General features: G+C 67.3%; 15 protein-coding genes and 1 tRNA gene. 10 read left to right on the top strand and 6 right to left on the bottom strand.

Features of this window, described 5'->3' with window-relative positions:
- The first annotated feature begins 80 nt into the window (after positions 1-80).
- The 4 genes from ABD206_RS08025 to recR are packed head-to-tail and all read left to right on the top strand — an operon-like array spanning position 81 to position 6,080.
- Positions 81-833 carry an HAD family hydrolase gene (locus ABD206_RS08025; protein WP_344071176.1) on the top strand — a complete coding sequence of 251 codons (753 nt, stop codon included), beginning with the start codon at positions 81-83 and terminating at the stop codon, positions 831-833.
- A gap of 2 nt (positions 834-835) precedes the next feature.
- Positions 836-3,376, top strand: coding sequence for a glycoside hydrolase family 65 protein (locus tag ABD206_RS08020; protein WP_344071174.1), 2,541 nt, complete (start codon positions 836-838; stop codon positions 3,374-3,376).
- 20 nt (positions 3,377-3,396) lie between these two features.
- Entirely contained in the window at positions 3,397-5,487 is a 2,091-nt protein-coding gene (locus ABD206_RS08015; RefSeq protein WP_344071171.1) for a DNA polymerase III subunit gamma and tau, read from the top strand.
- Positions 5,487-6,080, top strand: coding sequence for a recombination mediator RecR (gene recR, locus ABD206_RS08010; RefSeq protein WP_344071168.1), 594 nt, complete (start codon positions 5,487-5,489; stop codon positions 6,078-6,080). The genes ABD206_RS08015 and recR overlap by 1 nt, the downstream gene beginning before the upstream one ends.
- A gap of 7 nt (positions 6,081-6,087) precedes the next feature.
- On the opposite strand, the gene ABD206_RS08005 is transcribed toward recR, so the two are convergent.
- Complete coding sequence (locus tag ABD206_RS08005) at positions 6,088-7,479, bottom strand: threonine/serine exporter family protein (RefSeq protein WP_344071166.1); 1,392 nt, start codon at positions 7,477-7,479, stop codon at positions 6,088-6,090.
- A gap of 144 nt (positions 7,480-7,623) precedes the next feature.
- Here ABD206_RS08005 and ABD206_RS08000 point away from each other — a divergent pair, with 144 nt between their 5' ends.
- The 4 genes from ABD206_RS08000 to ABD206_RS07985 are packed head-to-tail and all read left to right on the top strand — an operon-like array spanning position 7,624 to position 12,197.
- A complete protein-coding gene (locus ABD206_RS08000; protein WP_344071164.1) occupies positions 7,624-8,910 on the top strand; it encodes an aspartate kinase in 1,287 nt (428 codons plus the stop codon).
- Positions 8,911-8,944: 34 nt separating this feature from the next.
- Positions 8,945-10,018: an aspartate-semialdehyde dehydrogenase gene (locus ABD206_RS07995; RefSeq protein ID WP_344071162.1), complete on the top strand. Its 1,074-nt coding sequence runs from the start codon at positions 8,945-8,947 to the stop codon at positions 10,016-10,018.
- A gap of 44 nt (positions 10,019-10,062) precedes the next feature.
- Positions 10,063-11,538: a malate:quinone oxidoreductase gene (locus ABD206_RS07990; RefSeq protein WP_344071160.1), complete on the top strand. Its 1,476-nt coding sequence runs from the start codon at positions 10,063-10,065 to the stop codon at positions 11,536-11,538.
- Positions 11,539-11,543: 5 nt separating this feature from the next.
- Positions 11,544-12,197: a thymidine kinase gene (locus ABD206_RS07985; RefSeq protein ID WP_344071158.1), complete on the top strand. Its 654-nt coding sequence runs from the start codon at positions 11,544-11,546 to the stop codon at positions 12,195-12,197.
- A gap of 83 nt (positions 12,198-12,280) precedes the next feature.
- Here the strand turns inward: ABD206_RS07985 and ABD206_RS07980 are convergent, their stop codons facing one another.
- The gene (locus ABD206_RS07980) at positions 12,281-13,129 is read right to left on the bottom strand and encodes a DUF1295 domain-containing protein (protein WP_344071156.1); all 849 of its coding nucleotides are present in this window, start codon (positions 13,127-13,129) and stop codon (positions 12,281-12,283) included.
- A gap of 92 nt (positions 13,130-13,221) precedes the next feature.
- On the opposite strand from ABD206_RS07980, the gene ABD206_RS07975 reads away from it, so the two are divergent.
- Complete coding sequence (locus ABD206_RS07975) at positions 13,222-13,929, top strand: FadR/GntR family transcriptional regulator (protein WP_344071154.1); 708 nt, start codon at positions 13,222-13,224, stop codon at positions 13,927-13,929.
- Positions 13,930-13,969: 40 nt separating this feature from the next.
- The gene (locus tag ABD206_RS07970; protein WP_344071152.1) at positions 13,970-15,226 is read left to right on the top strand and encodes an alpha-hydroxy acid oxidase; all 1,257 of its coding nucleotides are present in this window, start codon (positions 13,970-13,972) and stop codon (positions 15,224-15,226) included.
- Between the two features lie 75 nt (positions 15,227-15,301).
- On the opposite strand, the gene ABD206_RS07965 is transcribed toward ABD206_RS07970, so the two are convergent.
- From ABD206_RS07965 to ABD206_RS07950, 4 genes are all read right to left on the bottom strand, one after another.
- Positions 15,302-16,120 carry an HAD-IIB family hydrolase gene (locus ABD206_RS07965; RefSeq protein ID WP_344071150.1) on the bottom strand — a complete coding sequence of 273 codons (819 nt, stop codon included), beginning with the start codon at positions 16,118-16,120 and terminating at the stop codon, positions 15,302-15,304.
- A 10-nt stretch (positions 16,121-16,130) separates the two neighbouring features.
- Positions 16,131-16,207: transfer RNA gene (locus tag ABD206_RS07960), tRNA-Pro, on the bottom strand.
- A 24-nt stretch (positions 16,208-16,231) separates the two neighbouring features.
- Positions 16,232-17,185, bottom strand: a complete 954-nt coding sequence (locus tag ABD206_RS07955) for a metallophosphoesterase (RefSeq protein ID WP_344071148.1) — start codon at positions 17,183-17,185, stop codon at positions 16,232-16,234.
- Positions 17,182-19,797 (bottom strand): transglycosylase domain-containing protein, encoded by a 2,616-nt coding sequence (locus ABD206_RS07950; RefSeq protein ID WP_344071146.1) that lies wholly within the window; start codon positions 19,795-19,797, stop codon positions 17,182-17,184. Before ABD206_RS07950 ends, ABD206_RS07955 begins: the two co-directional genes overlap by 4 nt.
- Between the last annotated feature and the right edge of the window lie 44 nt (positions 19,798-19,841).

Below are 19,841 nucleotides of genomic sequence, written 5' to 3'. Positions count from 1 at the left end.
GATCGACTCACGCTGGCACTACGCTGGCACCACGCCGCGCGGTCGTCTCCGTCGGTGACCGTCTCCGCCGGGAGGTTTCGTTGACGTTCGACGCACTGCCTGATCTGACACGGTACGACGCCGTGCTCTTCGATCTCGACGGGGTCTTGACTCCGACCGCCGAGGTGCACATGCATGCGTGGCACGAGATGTTCGACGAGCTGTTCGCGGCGTGGGGGATCAGCCCGGAGTACACCGAGCGTGACTACTTCGAGCATCTCGACGGCAAGAAGCGCTACGACGGCGTCGCGAGCCTGTTGTGGAGCCGCGATGTCGAGGTGCCGTGGGGCGAGCCGGGCGACGGGCCCGAGCTCGACACGGTGTGCGGAATCGGCAATCGCAAGAACGCTGTCTTCGAGCGCGTGCTGCGCAGTGAGGGCATCGCCCCCTACCCGGGATCGCTCGCGCTGCTCGACCAGCTGGCGGCGGCGGGAACCCCCGTGGCCGTGGTCTCGAGCTCGAAGAACGCGCGCGAGGTGCTCACCGCGGCCGGCATCATCGATCGATTCCCCGTCATCATGGACGGCGTCATCGCCGAGCGCGATCACCTGGCATCCAAGCCTGCGCCCGACGTTTTCGTCGAGGCCGCGAAGATGATGGGCGTCGACCCGGTCACAAGCGCCGCCGTCGAGGATGCCCTGAGCGGCGTGCGTTCCGCGGCATCGGGTGGGTTCGGTCTCGTCGTCGGCGTCGACCGGGGCGTCGGCGCGGATGTGCTGACCGAGGCCGGGGCACACATCGTCGTGTCGGACCTCGCCGAGTTCGTGGCCGGTGCCGGAGACGGGGAGGAGTGACGATGATCGATCGCGACCGCTTCCCCGTCGATCCCTGGCGGCTCGTCGAGACGAGCTACTCGCACGACGAAGTGGGCGTCTCCGAAACGCTCTTCGCCGTCGGCAACGGCTACCTGGGGTTGCGCGGGAACAACCCCGAGGGGCGTCACGCCCACGAGCACGGCACATTCATCAACGGCTTCCACGAGATCTTCCCGATCCAGCACGCCGAGCAGGCGTACGGTTTCGCCGAGGTCGGGCAGACGATCATCAATGCGCCGGATGCCAAGATCATGCGCGTCTACGTCGACGACGAACCGCTGTCGCTCGACATCGCCGACGTGCGTGAGTACCGACGCGAACTCGACATGCGTGAAGGCGTGCTGCGCCGCCGCATCCTGTGGGTGACGCCCTCCGGCAAGGAGGTTCTCATCGAGGATGAGCGGCTGGTCTCGTTCGAGGAGAAGCACCTCGCCGTGATGCGTCAGACGGTCACCGTGCTCAACGCCGACGCCCCCGTCACGATCAGCTGCCAGATCATCAACCGCCAGGACGGCGAGGATGTCTACGGCGGCACGCCGACAGCGCCCAAGAAGGCCGGTTTCGACCCTCGCAAGGTCGAACGCCTGCGCGACCGGGTGCTCAACCCTGAGGAGTTCTGGCAGGAAGGCACGCGGTCGGCGTTGGCCTACCGGACGACATCGTCGGGAATGACGGTCGCGGTCGCTGCGGACCACCTGGTCGAGACCGAGAACGTGTACACGCCGCGTCATCTCATTGAGGCCGACATCGCCAAGAACGTGTTCCGCGTCCAGGCGAAGGCGGGGGTCCCCGTCACCGTCACCAAGCTCGCGGCCTATCACACCTCGCGGGGGGTGCCCGCGCGTGAGCTCGTCGATCGCTGCCGCCGGACGCTCGATCGCGCCAAGGCCGAAGGTGTCGACACCTTCTTCCGGCGTCAGCGCGAGTGGTTCGACGAGTTCTGGGACCGCTCGGACGTCCGCATCGGCGGGCAGGACGAACTGCAGCAGGCGGCGCGCTGGTGCCTGTTCCAGCTTGCGCAGGCCGCGGCGCGTGCCGACGGGCTTGGCGTTCCCGCAAAGGGCGTGTCGGGCTCGGGTTACTCGGGCCACTACTTCTGGGACACCGAGGTCTATGTCCTTCCGTTCCTCGCGTATACGACGCCGCAATGGGCGCGGAACGCCTTGCGCATGCGATACCTGATGCTGCCGGCGGCGCGTCGCCGGGCGCGTCAGCTGAACGAGGCCGGAGCACTGTTCCCCTGGCGCACGATCAATGGCGAGGAAGCCTCTGCCTACTACGCCGCCGGCACGGCGCAGTACCACATCAATGCCGACATCTCTTTTGCGCTGGCCAAGTACGTCCGCGCGACCGGCGACACCGACTTCCTCTACCGGGAGGGTGTCGACATGGCCGTCGAGACCGCGCGCATGTGGACCAGTCTCGGATTCTGGCGCGAAGCGGAGGACGAGGTCGACCGCACATTCCACATCCACGGCGTGACGGGGCCCGACGAGTACACCACGGTCGTCAACGACAACCTGTTCACCAACGTCATGGCTCGCTTCAATCTGCGCTTCGCGGCGCACACGCTGCGCGACATGGAAACCGACCAACCCGAGGCTTACCGTCAGATGGTGGATCGGCTGGGGCTCGGCGATCACGAGGTCGAAGCCTGGGAGAAGGCCGCCGAGGCGATGCTGATCCCCTTCAGTGATGCGTTCGGCATCCATCCGCAGGATGTCGTGTTCCTCGAGAAGGAAGTGTGGGACCTCGAGAACACTCCACGGGAGCAGCGCCCACTGCTGCTGAACTTCCACCCCTTGGTGATCTACCGCTACCAGGTGCTCAAGCAGGCGGATGTCGTGCTCGCACTTTTCCTGCAGGGCAACCACTTCTCCGCCGAGGAGAAGCTCGCCGATTTCGAGTACTACGATCCGCTGACCACGGGTGACTCGACCCTGTCGGCGGTCGTGCAGTCGATCCTCGCGGCCGAGGTCGGCTATCAGGAGCTGGCGCTGGAGTATTTCCTCGAGGCGATCTTCGTCGACATCGGCGATCTGCACCACAATGCCTCTGACGGCGTGCACGTGGCGTCTGCGGGAGGAGTCTGGACGGCGCTGGTGTGCGGGTTCGGCGGTATGCGCGACCACTTCGGCGAACTGACCTTCGACCCGCGCCTGCCCGCGGATTGGCCGGAACTGTCCTACACACTCCATTGGCACGGCACGCGACTTGCGGTCACGCTCACCCGTGATCGCATGCGTGTGACTGCCGGTGAGGGCAAGCCGGTCTCCTTCTCGGTGCGCGGAGCATCGTACGTCGTGGAGCCCGGTCGGGAGATCATCGTTCCGCTCCCCGACCAGGGGCCGGTCATTCCCGGTAGGCCCTCGATCCGCAAGTTCGCGGACGTGCAGCGCGACGACGGTTCGGTGCTGTCGGCGTCCGTTCCGGTGGCCACCACGTCGATTCCGATCGTGACGGCGGCCGATATCCTCGACGTCGACGGCGGACCCGCTTCGCACACTGACGTGATGTCGTGACCACGCCCTAGGCTGGGGGAGTGACCACCGCCCTCTACCGCCGCTACCGCCCCGAGGCGTTCGGTGAGATGATCGGGCAGACGCAGGTGACCGAGCCGCTCATGACAGCGCTGCGCGGTGATCGCGTCGGGCATGCGTACCTGTTCTCCGGCCCTCGCGGATGCGGAAAGACGACCTCGGCCCGCATCCTCGCCCGCTGCCTCAACTGTGCCGAGGGTCCCACCGATACGCCCTGTGGCACCTGCGAGAGCTGCGTCGAATTGGGGCGCGGCGGCGGAGGGTCCCTCGACGTGGTCGAAATCGACGCGGCGAGTCACGGCGGTGTCGACGATGCCCGTGACCTGCGCGAGCGCGCCGTGTTCGCGCCCGCCCGAGACCGCTTCAAGATCTTCATCATCGATGAGGCACACATGGTCACAGCGGGCGGATTCAACGCGCTCCTCAAGCTCGTCGAAGAACCCCCCGATCACGTCAAATTCATCTTTGCGACGACGGAGCCCGAGAAGGTCATCGGGACGATCCGCTCCCGCACCCATCACTATCCGTTCCGCCTCGTACCGCCTGCGGCGATGCTCGAGTACGTCGAGGCACTCTGCCAGTCGGAGGGCGTGTCGGTGGAGCCGGGCGTCCTGCCCCTGGTCGTACGCGCCGGCGGCGGGTCGCCGCGCGACACGCTCTCGCTGCTGGATCAGCTGATCGCGGGATCGGAAGGCACGGTCGGTTATGAGCGTGCCGTCGCGCTGCTCGGCTACACCCACGCCGAGCTGCTCGACGAGATCGTGACCGCCCTTGCCGATGCCGACCCCGGCGCGGTGTTCGCCGCGGTTGACCGTGTGGTCCAGACGGGACAGGATCCGCGCCGCTTCGTCGACGATCTGTTGGAGCGCCTCCGTGATCTCATCGTCGTCGGTGCGACCGGTTCATCTGCGGGCGCTGTCCTGCGCGGTGTCTCGGCCGAGGAGCTGGCGCGCATGGCCGAGCAGGCCGAAAGATTCGGGGTGCTGCGGCTGTCGCAGACCGCCGACATCGTCGTCGCCGCGCTCGATGAGATGACCGGGGCGACCTCGCCTCGACTCCAGCTGGAGCTCATGTGCGCACGAGTGTTGGCCCGCGGCGTGGCGCCTTCCCCGAACGTGGCCGGCACGAGCGTCGGGTCCCCGGCGAGCGGGCCTGCACCCGCCGCACCGTCGCCGGTCGAGCGGTCCGGTGTCCCGGTGCCTGCGCCGGAGCCGGTCGCGCCCGAGCCGACTGTTCCGTCGGGCCCGATCACCCTGGCCGTCGTGCGGGATTCCTGGGAGGCGGTCATGGCGCGCCTCGAGGGGATCAGTCGGACGTCCTGGCTGCTGGTCTCGGGGGCGACGGTCGCGGACTTCGCCGACCAGGTGCTCACGCTGACATTTGCTCGCGCGGCCGATGTCGCCAAGTTCAAGCAGCTCTTGGCCGGAGCGGGCCCGAGTGAAGACCTGCGCACCGCCATCAAGAGCGTGCTCGGTATCCGGGTGAAGTACATCGCCCGGCATGACGGCGGCGATGGCGGGCCGGGCGGCGGTTCCGACACGGCCGGCTCTGGGCCGGGCGGTGACGTACCGCCGGCCGCGCGATCGGTGTCGGACGCGGGTGAGAGCCTCCCCTCGACTCCCTCGCGCGCCGCTGGTCCGACCCCTCCGCCCGCCGCGCCCCCCGCCTCGTCTGTGCCCGCTTCCGCGGGTGGCGGTCGGGCGATCGACGCGGGAGTGGCGCCGCGCGCACAGGTGGCCGCTGTGACGGAGTGGGCCGTGGCCCCGATCCCCGCGGACGCGGTCGCACCATTCGAGACGGCGCTCGCCGTCGACGACGAGCCAGAAGAAGCCGAGTCGCGTCCAGCGGATCGTGGCGCACCAGACGCTCGCGAAGGCGATGTGATCGTGACCGGCGGAGCAGAGTCCGGCTCCGAGAGTGACGATCCCGAGGTCGAATTCGCCGAGGTGCAGGTCGACGCACCGGTCGTCGCCCGCCCGATCGCGCGAGCCGCCTCCGGGCAGCAGCGCTATGGTGAGGCCGTCGTGAGACAGGTGCTCGGCGCACGCTTCGTCCGCGAAGAGCCCCACTCCGCACCGACGAGGTTCGGCTGATGTACGACGGCATCGTCCAGGAACTGATCGATGAGTTCGGCCGGCTTCCCGGCATCGGCCCGAAGTCGGCGCAGCGCATCGCTTTCCACATCCTCCAGACGCCGTCCTTCGACGTGTCCCGACTGGCGCAGATGCTCACCGAGGTACGCGAGCGCGTGCGGTTCTGCGAGGTGTGCGGAAACGTCTCGGAGCAGGATCGGTGTGCCGTCTGCCGTGACCCGCGTCGCAACCAGACCCTCATCTGCGTCGTCGAAGACGCCAAGGATGTCGCCGCCATCGAGCGCACGCGCGAGTTCCGGGGGCTCTACCACGTGCTCGGGGGCGCGATAAGTCCGATCGGAGGCGTCGGGCCCGACGACCTGCGCATCGCCGAACTCATGCAGCGGCTCGCCGATGGGACCGTGCAGGAGGTCATTCTGGCGACCAACCCGAACCTTGAGGGCGAGGCGACCGCGACCTACCTCAGCCGGCTGCTGACGACGCTGCAGATCTCGGTCACGCGACTGGCATCCGGTCTGCCGGTCGGGGGAGACCTCGAGTATGCCGATGAGGTCACGCTCGGGCGGGCTTTCGAAGGGCGCCGCGCCGTCTGAGTCGACGTCAGTCGCGTGTGCGCCAGGCGATGATCTCGGTCAGCCTCGTGCGCGTGGGCTGACCCAGCGAGATGCCGAGGGATGCGCCGACGGCCAGGCTCACACCGACCAACCCCGCGGCGACGAGTGTCGCGAACCCGTCCAGGAGCGCTCCGGTGCTTTCCCCCGCCTCGACGATTCCCAGGAGCCCACGGAAAACCGTCACGCCCGGCACCATCGGGAGGATCGCGGCCGCGGTGATCGCGACCGAAGGAACATGCAGCCGGCGAGCGAGCAGGATGCCGACGAAGCTGCCGACGAATGCGCCGATCCCGCTTGCAGGGGCCGCTCCGATGTGAAGCGTCGAGGCCAGCAGGTAGCCACTCCACGCGACGACGCTGAGCGCCACGCTGACCGCGATGATCCGCATGCCCGAGCCGTTGATGACGGCAACCGACAGTGCGATGAGGGCTGCGCCGAGGAACTGCAGCGGCACGGCGCCGAGCGGAATGGCTTCCGTCGGCGGGTCTACGGTGAGCCCCGCCATTCGTGCGACCTGCAGCCCCGCCAGGATGCCGAGCACGACCCCGAGGGTTTGGGTGGTGAGCTCCAGGATGCGTCCGGTCGCGGTCAGAGCGAACCCGTCGATGGCATCCTGCGCGGCACCGACCACTGTGAGCCCTGCGAGCATGAGGACGATACCGGACGCGACGATCACCGAGGGGCGCGCGTCCGCCGCCCCGGGAAGGCCCCAGTCCGCCAGGACCGGCGTGAGCGAGGCGAAGATCGTGATCACGGCGGCAGCGGTGACCTGGCTGTAGAAGTACGGGACGCGCGCACGGGCCAGACCGAACCTGGTGAGCGCAGCGAGTCCTGCGGCGAGGAAGGCGAGGACCGTGATGACGGGATTGCCGCCGAACATCACCGCGACACCGACGGCGAGAACGGACTGCGCCCCGATGACGGTGATCGCCCGGTAGCGGAACGGCGCCCGGCGGATGCCGCGCAGGCGCCCCCGCGCCTCCTGGATGTCGAGCCCCGACTCGATGTCGGCGAGAAGTGCCTGCAGGAGAAGGAGCTTCTCGTGGTCGTGGGCGGATCGGTGGACGATCCGCAAGATGGTGATCGGCCGGTCATCGCCGCTGCGGTGATAGGCCACGGTGATCGAGTTGTAGGTGATATCGATATGGACCGGCTCGAGCCGGTAGGCGCTCGCCGCGCGGGTGATCGCCGAGGTCACTTCGGAAGCGGTGGCGCCGGTCGTGAGCATCGTCTCGCCGATGCGTACCGCCAGGTCGAGGACGCGCACCGCCATGGCGTCGTCGACGACGGGGAGGGCTTCGGTCGCGGGCTGCGCATCGGTGGGCAGCCGGAACAGCCTGCGGATGAAGCCTGTTCGCGGGCGATGCTCGTCCGACATGGCGCGGTCCACTCCAGGGGGTCTCTCGGGGTGGTCTCAGCCTACGGGGCGCACGTCGGTGACACATGGCGGACCCGACATGGCGACATCCGTAGAATGGGCCGTTGGGTTCGGCATCCGAGCCCTTCATCTCGGGAGTAGCACGTGGCGCTGATCGTTCAGAAGTACGGCGGATCGTCGGTGGCCGACGCGGAGAGTATCAAGCGCGTCGCCAAGCGGATCGTCGATGCTCGTCGCGCCGGGCACGATGTCGTCGTCGCGGTCAGCGCGATGGGCGACACCACCGACGAGCTGCTCGACCTCGCCGCCCAGGTCGCGCCCATTCCCGCTCCGCGTGAGCTGGACATGCTGTTGTCCAGCGGTGAGCGCATCTCGATGGCGCTGCTGGCGATGGCGATCTCGTCGATGGGCTTCGAGGCGCGCTCGTTCACCGGTAGCCAGGCCGGAATGATCACGGATGCCACGCACGGCGCCGCCCGCATCGTGGATGTCACGCCCGTGCGCCTCCGCGAAGCGCTGGATGAGGGTGCGATCGTCATCGTGGCCGGCTTCCAGGGTTTCAACCGCGACACCCGTGACATCACCACCCTCGGTCGCGGCGGATCCGACACCACGGCGGTGGCGCTCGCCGCCGCGCTGAATGCCGACGTCTGCGAAATCTACAGCGATGTGGACGGCATCTTCACCGCCGACCCCCGCGTCGTCCCCCGAGCACGCAAGCTCGACACCGTCTCGAGCGAGGAGATGCTCGAGCTCGCCGCCAACGGCGCCAAGGTCCTCTATATCCGTGCGGTGGAATACGCTCGGCGCCACGGGGTGCTGATCCACGCGCGGTCCACGTTCAGTTCAGGCGTGGGAACCTACGTCCTCGGGCAGGGTCAGACCCGCCCGGATGCTCCGGAAGGAGAGCACATGGAAGAGCCGATCGTCGCGGGGGTCGCGACCGACCTCAGTCAGGCGAAGATCACGATCATCGGCGTCCCGGATGTGCCGGGCAAGGCCGCGGAGATCTTCAAGATCGTCGCCAAGTCGGGCGCAAACGTCGACATGATCGTGCAGAACGTGTCGGCGGCCGCGACCGGCCGCACCGATATCTCGTTCACGCTCCCCAAGACCGATGCCGCCGCTGCGCTCAAGGCGCTGGCCGCGGAGCAGCAGGAGGTCGGCTTCGCGAGCCTCGTGCACGATGACCAGGTCGGCAAGCTCTCGGTCGTCGGTGCCGGGATGCGCACCCACTCCGGCGTTTCAGCGACCCTCTTCGAGGCGCTCAGCGTCGCCGGAATCAACATCGAGATGATCTCGACCTCCGAGATCCGGATCTCCGTCGTGCTGCGCGATGCCGACATCGCAGAGGCGGCACGCGTCGTCCACGGCGCCTACGGTCTCGACGGCGAATCCGAGGCCACCGTCTACGCCGGCACCGGCCGGTAACATCTTCGCGAACGCTTCTCAGCAAGGATTCCTCATGACCCGTATCTCTGACTCAGGACTCTCCGTCGCCGTTGTCGGCGCGACCGGCCAGGTGGGCAAGGTCATGCGTGAGATTCTCGCCGAGCGCGACTTCCCGATCGGCGAGCTGCGCCTGTTCGCGACCGCGCGCTCGGCGGGGTCCACGATCGAGTACGCCGGCCACGAGATCGTGGTCGAGGATGTCGCCACCGCTGACCCCGCGGGTATCGACATCGCCCTCTTCTCCGCCGGCGCCACCGGCAGCCGCGCCCACGCGCCGCGCTTCGCCGCGGCCGGCGCGACAGTGATCGACAACTCCAGCGCCTGGCGCATGGACCCCGAGGTGCCGCTCGTGGTCAGCGAGGTGAACCCCCACGCCATCGACGAGGCGGTCAAGGGCATCATCGCCAACCCCAACTGCACGACGATGGCCGCCATGCCGGTGCTGAAGGTCCTGGATGCCGAGGCCGGCCTCGAGCGTTTGATCGTCTCGACCTACCAGGCCGTCTCGGGTTCTGGCCTGGCCGGCGCGCAGGAACTGCTCGGTCAGGTCGAGGCCGCCGTCGCGCAGGGCGATGCGATCGGCCTGGTCCACGACGGATCGGTCGTGGACTTCCCGGCGCCGCAGAAGTACGTCGCGCCCATCGCCTTCGATGTCATCCCCTTCGCCGGAAACCTCGTCGAGGACGGCCTGAACGAGACCGACGAAGAGAAGAAGCTGCGCAACGAGAGTCGCAAGATCCTCGAACTGCCCGACCTCCGTGTCGCCGGAACGTGCGTGCGGGTTCCGGTCTTCACCGGACACTCGTTGAGCATCAACGCCGAGTTCTCGCGTGAGCTCACACCCGAGCGTGCGTACGAGATCCTCGCGGACGCCCCGGGCGTGACGGTGCAGGAAGTTCCCACGCCTCTCCAGGCGGCCGGCTCCGACCCGAGCTATGTGGGCCGCATCCGCGCCGACCAGTCGGCACCCGAGGGCAAGGGTCTCGTGCTGTTCATCAGCAACGACAACCTGCGCAAGGGAGCGGCACTCAACGCGGTGCAGATCGCCGAGCTCGTCGCCTCGCGCCTGTCGACCCCCGCCGCCTGACGGTCGATTCGGGGCGCGCGGCGGCGCGACTCTAGAATTGACGGGTGAGTGAACCGGTCGATGTCGTCCTGATCGGGGGAGGCGTCATGAGCGCCACCCTCGGAACCCTCCTGTCTCAGCTCCAGCCGGACTGGAAGATCGAAGTCTATGAGCGACTCGACGACGTCGCGCTGGAGAGTTCGAACGCATGGAACAACGCGGGAACCGGGCACGCGGCGCTGTGCGAGCTCAACTACATGCCCGCGGCCAAGGACGGCAGCGTCGACCCCGCGCGTGCGGTCGGCATCAACGAACAGTTCCAGCTGAGTCGGCAACTGTGGTCCTCGCTCGTCGAGCGCGGCATCCTCGATGAGCCGTCGACCTTCATCAACTCCACCCCGCACATGACGTTCGTGCGCGGAGAGAAGGACGTCGCCTACCTCAAGCGCCGCTACGAGTCGCTGCGTCAGCAGCCCCTGTTCGACGGCATTGAGTTCTCCACCGACTCTCGGGTCATCAACCAGTGGGCGCCGCTGCTCATGCAAAAACGACTCAAGAGCGATGAGCCCTTCGCGGCCACGCGCGTGCCGGCCGGAACGGATGTCGATTTCGGTGCGCTCTCGCGCCAGATGTTCGACAAGCTCGAACAGTCCGGCGCGCACGTCATCCGCAACCGCGAGGTCACCAACCTCACGCGCCAGAAGGATGGCACCTGGCTTGTGAAATACCGCAACCGCATCGGCCGCACCCCCGGCCGCACGCGCGCGCGCTTCGTGTTCGTCGGCGCCGGCGGCTGGGCCATCAAGCTGCTGCAGCGCTCCGGAATCCCCGAGATCAAGGGCTACGGCGTCTTTCCCATCGGTGGGCAGTGGCTGAAGACATCCAACCCCGAGCTCGTCGCGCAGCACCGCGCCAAGGTGTACTCGCAGGCGTCCGTCGGCGCTCCGCCGATGTCGGTGCCGCACCTGGACACCCGCGTCGTCGACGGCGAGACCTCGCTGCTGTTCGGTCCGTTCGCGACCTTCAGTCCCAAGTTCCTCAAGCAGGGCAAGATCACCGACATCGTCGCGCAGGTGCGGCCGGGTAACCTCTGGCCGATGCTCAAGGTCGCCATCGACAACCCGAGCCTCATCTCCTACCTCGTGCGGGAGCTGCTGAAGAACAAGGACCGCAAGGTCGCGAGCCTGCGCGAGTTCATGCCGACCGCCGAATCCGCCGACTGGGAGCTGCTGAACGCCGGCCAGCGCGCGCAGGTCATGAAGAAGGACCCCGACAAGGGCGGTGTGCTGCAGTTCGGCACCGAGGTCGTCTCCTCGGCGGATGGCTCGATCGCGGGCCTTCTCGGCGCCTCGCCCGGGGCGTCGACGGCCGTCGCGATCATGCTCAACCTGTTGAAGTCCTGCTTCCCGGATCGCATCGCGGAGTGGGAGCCGCAGCTGCGCGAGCTCATCCCGAGCTACGGCACGGCGCTGAACCCTCACCCCGAGGCGGCGGCATCTACGCTGGCCCGCACCGCCGAGGCTCTCGCGCTCAAGGCCTGACGGGCGTGGCCAAGCTCTACTTCCGCTACGGAGCGATGAACTCCGGAAAGTCGACGGCGCTGCTGCAGGCGGCATACAACTACGAGGAGCGCGGCCAGCACGTGGTGCTCGCCAAGCCCGCGATCGACACGAAGGAAGCCGATCACATCTCGAGTCGGCTCGGGGTCACCCGCCCGGTGGACTTCCTCATCGCGCCGGGCGAGAACATGCGCGCCGTCTTCGCCGAGCACCGCGCTCGGGTGATCCGTCGGGGGGCCGAGGCGCTGGTGCCCGAGGCCGATCCCTCGCACGTGGACGTCGCCTGCCTCATGATCGACGAGGCGCAGTTCCTCACCCCCGAGCAGGTCGATGACCTGCTGCGGATCGTCGTGCTCGACGGTGTCCCGGTGCTCGCTTACGGCATCCGCACCGACTTCCGCACCGAGGCCTTCCCGGGTTCGCGCCGCCTACTGGAGCTCGCCCACTCGCTCGAGGAACTCAAGACCATCTGCCGGTGCGGCCGGAAGGCGATCTTCAACGCGCGCCTCGTGGGCGGCAGGTTCGTGTTCGACGGTGATCAGGTCGCAATCGATGAGCTGTCCACCGACCGCGTCACCTACGAGTCGATGTGCGCGGAGTGCTACCTCCGCGAATCCGGCGGCCGTATCGACGGTCGCTGACGGCATCCGTCCCCGCTTCGCCGAACCCACACGTTCGTTGCGAACCCACACGTTGATCGCGCAACGAAGGTGTGGGTTCGCAATCAAGCTGTGGGTTCGGTGGATGGTTGCGGACTGCGCGGGGGAAAGGGGATCAGCATCGATGTGGTGCGCTGGTACTCGGCGTATGCGGGGTACTTGGCTGCGGAGATCGACTCGGTGAACACGGTCGATCCGATGAAGAGCACGGTCAGCAGCGCCGCGCCGATGATCGTCCAGTTCAGGATGCCGCCCCACAGGCCCGCACCGGCGGCGACCGCCGCGGTCGCGCCGAACGCGTAGACCACCCACCACTGCGTCTGCTCGAAGAAGAAGTTCGGGTGGCGGCTGTAGCGCCACAGTCCCGTCGTGGCGAACCCCGGTGCCAGCCTTCCGCCCGCGGCCTCCTTGGCCGTGTGGAAGTTCCATTGCTGTTGGTCGGCGACGAACTCGCCGACCAGTGCCCCAAGGAAGAGGAGCCCGAAGGCGATGTCGAATCCGGTCAGCGCGACGGGGTTCTGCCAGGCGATGAGTGCGGGCAGCGTGATGAGGACGAGGAGCGCGTTCTGGTACAGCACGATGAAGAAGATGTTGAACAGCTGGAACTGCACGGGCGTCATCTTCGAGCGGAGGATCGCCCAGCGGTAGTCCTCCATGCCGGAGTAGCCGCCCTTGCGTGCGAAGTTGAACGTCAGGCGCGCTGCCCAGAGCGTCACGAGGATCGCTACGAGCACGAGTCGTGCGGCGTCCTCGCCGTCGACGAGCGCGGCGATCGCGAACACCCACACGTAGACGGCGGGAACGACAGACCACAGTCGGTCCACCCAGGAGGTGTCCGTCGTGACCAACGAGGCGATCCAGCAGAACAGCGAGACGGCGGCGGCGATGCCCAAGACGACGATCAGTGGGTCCATGGGCTCAGCGTAGAGGGCGCGGGAGGTACGGCGGCGGTTTTGGCTCGTGGTCAGACCACAGGGTATCCTGGTGGGGACGAAACGGAGTGTCTGTGACCGAGACAACCGCAAGGGCGTGGCGCGTCGTGCTGGACAGGATCGAAGGGGACCTCCTGGACGGAACACTGCAGCCCGGTGATCGGCTGCCGCCTGAGAGGGAGCTTGCCACGACACTCGGCGTCGGTCGGTCGAGTGTGCGCGAAGCGCTGCGCGTGCTGGAGGTCATGGGGCTCATCCGCACCGCAACCGGCTCCGGACCGAAGGCCGGAGCGATCATCATCGGCACCCCGACCGGAGGACTCTCGGCGCTGTTGCGACTGCAGGTCGCCGCGCAGAGCTTCGAGATCGAGGACGTCGTGCGCACCCGAGTCGCGTTGGAGTCGGCGGTTGTCGAGACCCTTGCCCAGGCCGATACCCGCGACCTGGCGGAAGTCCATCGCCTGCTGGAGATCATGGATGCCGCGGCGCTGTCGGTCGAGGAGTTCGTCGCTCTGGACGCGCAGCTCCACCTAGCGCTGGCGGAGGCCTGCGACAACGGGGTCATGACCGCGATGATGGCGGGGTTGCGCGACGCCATCGAGGGATACGTGGTCAGCGGCACCGAGCGCATTCCGGACTGGGCGGAGGCCTCAGCGCGCCTGCGTCACGAGCATCGCGAGGTCGTATCGGCCATCGAGCTCGGTCATGCCGACGCCGCGCGCCACCTGATCGCCGACCACATCCTCGGCTACTTCGCCTCGGTATCCACCGCCCGCTCCTGACCCGTCTGCTGCGCAGATCCCACCCGAAGAAAGGATGCCGATGGTCCGCCGTCAGCTGCCCAACCCCGCCGAGCTCTTCGAGCTGATGCAGTTCAAGATGCCCGAGTTGAACGGCAAGAAGCGCCGTCTCGATGCGGCCCTCACGATCAACGACCTGCGCGCTGTCGCCAAGCGGCGCACCCCGAAAGCCGCCTTCGACTACACGGACGGTGCGGCGGAAGGCGAGTTTTCGCTCGATCGTGCGCGCCGCGCCTTCGAAGACATCGAGTTCCACCCCGGAATCCTGACGCCCGCCCCCGACCTCGACACCTCCACCACGATCCTCGGCGGCCCCAGCGCCCTACCTTTCGGCATCGCGCCGACAGGCTTCACGCGCCTGATGCAGACCGAGGGAGAGATCGCCGGAGCTTCTGCCGCGGGCGCCGCCGGCATCCCGTTCACGCTGTCCACCCTCGGGACGACCTCCATCGAGGACGTGAAGGCCGCAAACCCCGATGGTCGCAATTGGTTCCAGCTCTACGTGATGCGCGACCGGGACATCTCGTACGGACTTGCGCGCCGCGCGGCCGACGCGGGATTCGACACACTCATGTTCACCGTCGACACCCCTGTGGCCGGGGCGCGCCTGCGTGACAAGCGCAACGGCTTCTCCATCCCGCCCCAGCTGACCCTCGGCACCGTGCTCAATGCGATCCCGCGCCCGTGGTGGTGGTATGACTTCCTGACCACTCCGAAGCTTGAGTTCGCTTCGCTGTCGACCACGGGCGGCACGGTGGGTGAATTGCTGGATGCCGCGATGGATCCGACCATCAGCTACGAGGACCTCGCCGTCATCCGCGATCTGTGGCCGGGGAAGATCGTCATCAAGGGCGTGCAGACCGTCGAGGATGCCGCGAAGCTCGTCGACCTCGGCGTCGACGGGATCGTGCTCTCCAACCACGGTGGCCGTCAGCTCGACCGTGCGCCGATCCCCTTCCGTCTGCTGCCGAAGGTCGTGCGTGAGGTCGGCGCGGATGCGACGATCATGGTCGACACCGGGATCATGAACGGCGCAGACATCGTCGCGTCGATCGCTCTCGGGGCGAAATTCACCCTCATCGGCCGCGCCTACCTGTATGGGCTGATGGCCGGCGGTCGCGAGGGCGTCGACCGCACGATTTCGATCCTGCGCACGGAGATCGAGCGCACGATGCGCCTGCTCGGTGTCTCGACGCTCGCGGAGCTCACCCCGCAGCACGTGACGCAGCTGACCCGGCTGGTGCCGGTCGATCAGGGGGCGACGGTCGCCGTCTCCTGAGCGACGGGTGAAGGCCCGGGGCGTCCGTGAGAGCGGTCGTCCCGGGCCTTCCGCGTCGTGCGGGTCGGTCGCGGATCAGCGGACCGGCAACGTCGGGATCAGGGCCTCGAGATACACCGCCGTGTCCTCCCAGCCCTCGACGGCCTGGCAGGTCACGCCCATGGCCAGGACGGGGTAGTCGTTGCCGTCAGGGTCGAGCCGGTCGCCGACGAACAGCATGTCATCCAGTGAGATCCCGGTCTGCTCGGCGAGCTGGCGCATGCCGTAGGCCTTGTCGATGCCGCGCGCGGTGATGTCGACTGAGGTCGATCCTCCGGAGCGCACCTCGAGATCGGGGACGCGGGCCTGGACGGCTTCACGCAGGCTGTTCTTCTTCTCACCCGTGGGGTCCCAGGCCATCTTCGCGTCGACCGGGGCGGTCTGGCCGAGGGCCGAGAACGTGATCTGCGAGCCGCGGTCCTCGAGGATGTCGCCCCAGGTCTCCGACTCCCAGAGCCCGAGGCGCTTGGCCTCCTCCTCGACGGCCGTCAACGCGCGCGACTTCTCGTCGTCGGTGAGGGCGTGGGCGTAGACGGTGTCGATCCCCGTGGTGGCGACGCGGTAGTACTGGGTGCCGCAGGTGGGGAGCAGGTGGAAGTGGGCGAGTACCTCGGTGGCGCTCGCCGGGAGGAGGTCCACAACCTGCTTCGTGAACTGGGCGAGCTGTCCGCCGGAGATGATCGCGACCTCGACGCGTTCGGCGAGCGCGACCAGCAGATCCCCGATCCGCGGATCGATCGCACTCTTGGAGGGGGCGAGGGTGTCATCCAGGTCGAAAGCCACCAGCAGGGGAGTCGTGCTCACGAGAGTCCTTCCAACGGATATGGCAATGGGCCGACCTGCTGGTCGGCCCATCCTTCATACATGGTCGGGGTGACAGGATTTGAACCTGCGGCCTCGTCGTCCCGAACGACGCGCGCTACCAAGCTGCGCCACACCCCGTGGCAACCCTCCGAGTCTACCCGATCAGTGACGGTGTCCCGAATCGACGCCACTTCGCGGGAGAAGGGTGATCAGTGAGATCTCGGGCCTGCACGCGAAGCGCACGGGGGCGTAGATCGAGTGACCCACGCCCGCGCTCACGTTCAGCGGCACGCTTCGGCCACCCGCAGTCCACATGCTCAAACCACGGGCCTGGTCGAGGGGGATGTCGCAGTTGGCCACGAGCGCGCCGTATCCAGGCATCCGTACCTGACCGCCGTGCGTATGCCCACCGAAGATCATGTCGGCGCCGAACTCCGTGAACGCATCGAGCACCCGGATGTACGGAGCATGGGTGACGCCGATCGTCACGTCGGGGGAGGCGGTGGCGATACGCTCCACGACCGGGGGAAGCTCATCCAGCCTGTCCCAGTGTCGGTGCGCGTCACTGACGCCGAACGCACCGATCGACACACCTGCGGCATCGAAGACGGTTCCCGCGTTGTTCAGGTCGTGCCACCCGAGGTCGCTTTGTAGGTAGGAGTCGAGCGCGTGCACATCCAGCGCGCCGCGGTCTTCCACCTTCTTGGAGGGCCCGGCGAAGTACTGGAAGGGATTGCGGAAGTGTGGTGCGTCATGGTCGTTGGACCCGTGCACGTAGACCCCGGGCACGTCGCGGAGTGGATCCAGCGCCGCGCGCACCCCGGCCAGTCCTTCGGCGTGCCCCAGGTTGTCACCCGTGTTGACGACCAGGTCGGGCTCGAGTGAGGCGAGAGTCGCCAGCCAGCGCTGCTTGCGCTTCTGCCACGGTGCCATGTGGATGTCGGACAGATGCAGCACCCGGATCGGTGACGATCCCTCGGGCAGAATCGCGACTTCGTGGCGGCGCACCGTGTAGAGGTAGCGCTCGATGCCGATACCCCACACGGCGGTCGCAGCGCCGACCGCCCCCACGACTCCGAGAGTCGTGAGGGCGGTGCGCGCCAGGGGGGATGTCACGGCGTCGGCGTCGGCGTCGGCTGCGGCACCGTGCAGGTGACGTTGATGTTCACCGTGGTCCCACGATCGACGACCGTTCCCGCGCCGGGGCTGGTGCCGTTGAGGGTGACCGTCGCGTTCGGGTTCGAACACGTGCCGCCGCTGGCATTGAGGCCAGCGCTCTGCAGCTGCGATCGCGCGTTCTCGACAGACCCGCTCACTGACGGGACGGCCACGCCCTGCCCGTTGCTCGGGCGGATCGTCACGGTCGTGCCGCCCGCGACATCACCGGCTCCCGGGTCCTGCTCCGCGACGATACCGGCGCCCTCGGTCGAGGTGACGGCGTCGCCCACGACGACCGCGAATCCGGCATCCTCCAGTGTGCTGGTCGCCTCCTCGACGGACATGCCCACGACGTTCGGGAGCTCGTAGAGCACGGTCTTCGTCAGGTTCGAATCCGGTGAGGGGAACGCGCCGCCGGGGTAGAGCTGGTTCGCGGCAGCGAGGATCGGCCTCGCGATCGAGTGCCTTGTGTACTGGTAGCTCCAGGGCCACTGGTTGATGACCGCGTAGCCTTCCGAGTTGCCCACCCACACGGCGGTGGCGACCGCCGTGCTCGAGGACACGACCCACGTCTGCTTGAGCTCGTGTGTACCGGTCTTGCCGAGCAGCGGAGTGCCGTCGTACGGGTTCGATGCCGTACCACTTCCGTTCGTCATCACGCCCTGGAGCGTGTAGGCGGCGGTGGCGGCGATGTTGGGCTCGAGTACCTGCGTGCAGGATGCCTCGGGGAGGGCCACCTCGTTACCGTTGTTGTCGGTGATGCTGTCGATCACGTGAGGGGTGCAGTAGACGCCGTTGTTGGCGATCGTGGCGTAGGCGGCGGCGATGTCGATCGGCGGGATGTTGGCCGAGCCGAGCACGGAGAACGCCGTGTTGACGTCGACCTCTTCGCCGTTACCGAGACGCACGCCCATCTTCGTCGCGGTGTTCTGGATGTTGCACAGGTCCAGCTGCGATGCCATCGCGAGGAAGCCCGAGTTCAGTGAGTCGGCGGTGAACCGCATCGGCGTTCCCACGTAGCCCGGATCGTTCGCGAAGTTCTTGATGAGGTAGTCCGTGGTGTTGACCCAGTCGCCGACACAGGTGTTCGTCATGCGTTTGAACACCTGGAGTCGGCCGTTCAGCACCTCGTTGACGGAGTGTCCCGCCTGCAACCATTCGAGCAGTGTGAACACCTTGAAAGTCGACCCGGCCTCGAAGCCGTTCGAGCTGCCGTAGAGCTGATTCCCCGCGTACACGAGCGATGAGTAGTTCGCATCGTCCGTGATCGTCTCGCTGAAGTTCGTATTCTGGGTGATCTCAAGGATGCGCCCGGTACTCGCCTCGATGCTGACGGTGGCAGCGCCCAACCGTCCGGTGTCGGCGTTTGTGTAGCCCTCGACCGAGGTCGGGACGTTCTCGGTCATCGCCGCCTCGGCGACGCTCTGCAGGTTGCGGTCGATCGTCAAGTAGACATTCAGGCCGCCCTGCTTGAGGAGCGTCTTGCGCTCATCGGTGGTCTCGCCGAAGGCGGGGTCGTTCTCGATGACGCCACGGGCGTACTGGCAGAAGTACGCGGCCTTGCCGGGGACGACGCCGCAGCCCGTGTCGGCCTGCGTGATGTTCGGCGTGATCGGTTCTGCGACGGCCGTGTCGTACTCTTCCTGCGTGATCTTGCCGTCCGCGAGCATACGACCCAGCACGTACGTCTGGCGTTCCTTCGTCAGCGAGTAGCCGTCTTCGGCGCTGTTGACAGGATTGCCGTCGGCGTCGGTCCACGAGCCGTCGGGAAGATCGATGCGATACAGGTTCGGCGTCTGCACCATACCGGCCAGGATGGCGGCCTGACCGATGGTCAGCTCAGAGGCTTCCACGCCGAAGTAGTACTTGGCGGCGGCACCGATGCCGTAGGTCTGGCCGCCGAAGTTGGCGATGTTGAGGTACCCGATGAGGATCTCGTCCTTCGAGTACTGCTGCTCAAGGGCGATCGCGTAGCGCATCTCCTGCAGCTTGCGCTGGTAGCCCTCGACACCGGACGCAACCGTCGCATCGGTGAAGCAGGCGGCCTTCGCAGCATCCTTCTCCTCCTGCGTCAGGTCGGCGGTGTCGCCGGTGCCGACCTCGGCTTCGCAGCGCTGAATGAGGATGTTCTTGACGTACTGCTGGCTGATGGATGAGCCACCGCCCTGCGAGCCGCCGTAGAGGATCGCGCGCGCGGTGCCGACCAGGTCGACGCCGCCGTGCGAGTAGAAGTTCTTGTCCTCGCTGGAGAGGATCGCGTCGTACATGACCGGAGCGACCTCGTCGAAGGTGACGGGCTCGCGGTTCTGGTCGTAGAACTGCGTCATGACCTCGTACTCGCCCGTGTCCGGGTTCATCCAGTAGAAGGTCGTCGGCAGCATCAGCTCGTCGATTTCGAGCGCGCTGGGAAGATTGTCGAAGAGCGTGATCGCACTGGAGGCGGCGGCCCCGGAGATCGCGATCGCCGGCGTGACGGTGGCGGAGACGAGGATTCCGGCGACTGCGCTGAGTCCGACGACCCCCAGCAGCCCGCCGAGCACACCGCCGGCCGTTCGTTTCGTTTCAGGCATAGGGTTGATCGTAGGGGAGCAACCTGTGGGAAGCCTTGAGGGGA

The organism is Microbacterium sediminicola (genome assembly GCF_039531125.1).
GTDB classification, from domain to species: Bacteria; Actinomycetota; Actinomycetes; order Actinomycetales; family Microbacteriaceae; genus Microbacterium; species Microbacterium sediminicola.
The sequence above is the reverse complement of the archived record's forward strand: the minus strand, read 5'-3'. Positions and strand labels throughout refer to the sequence as shown.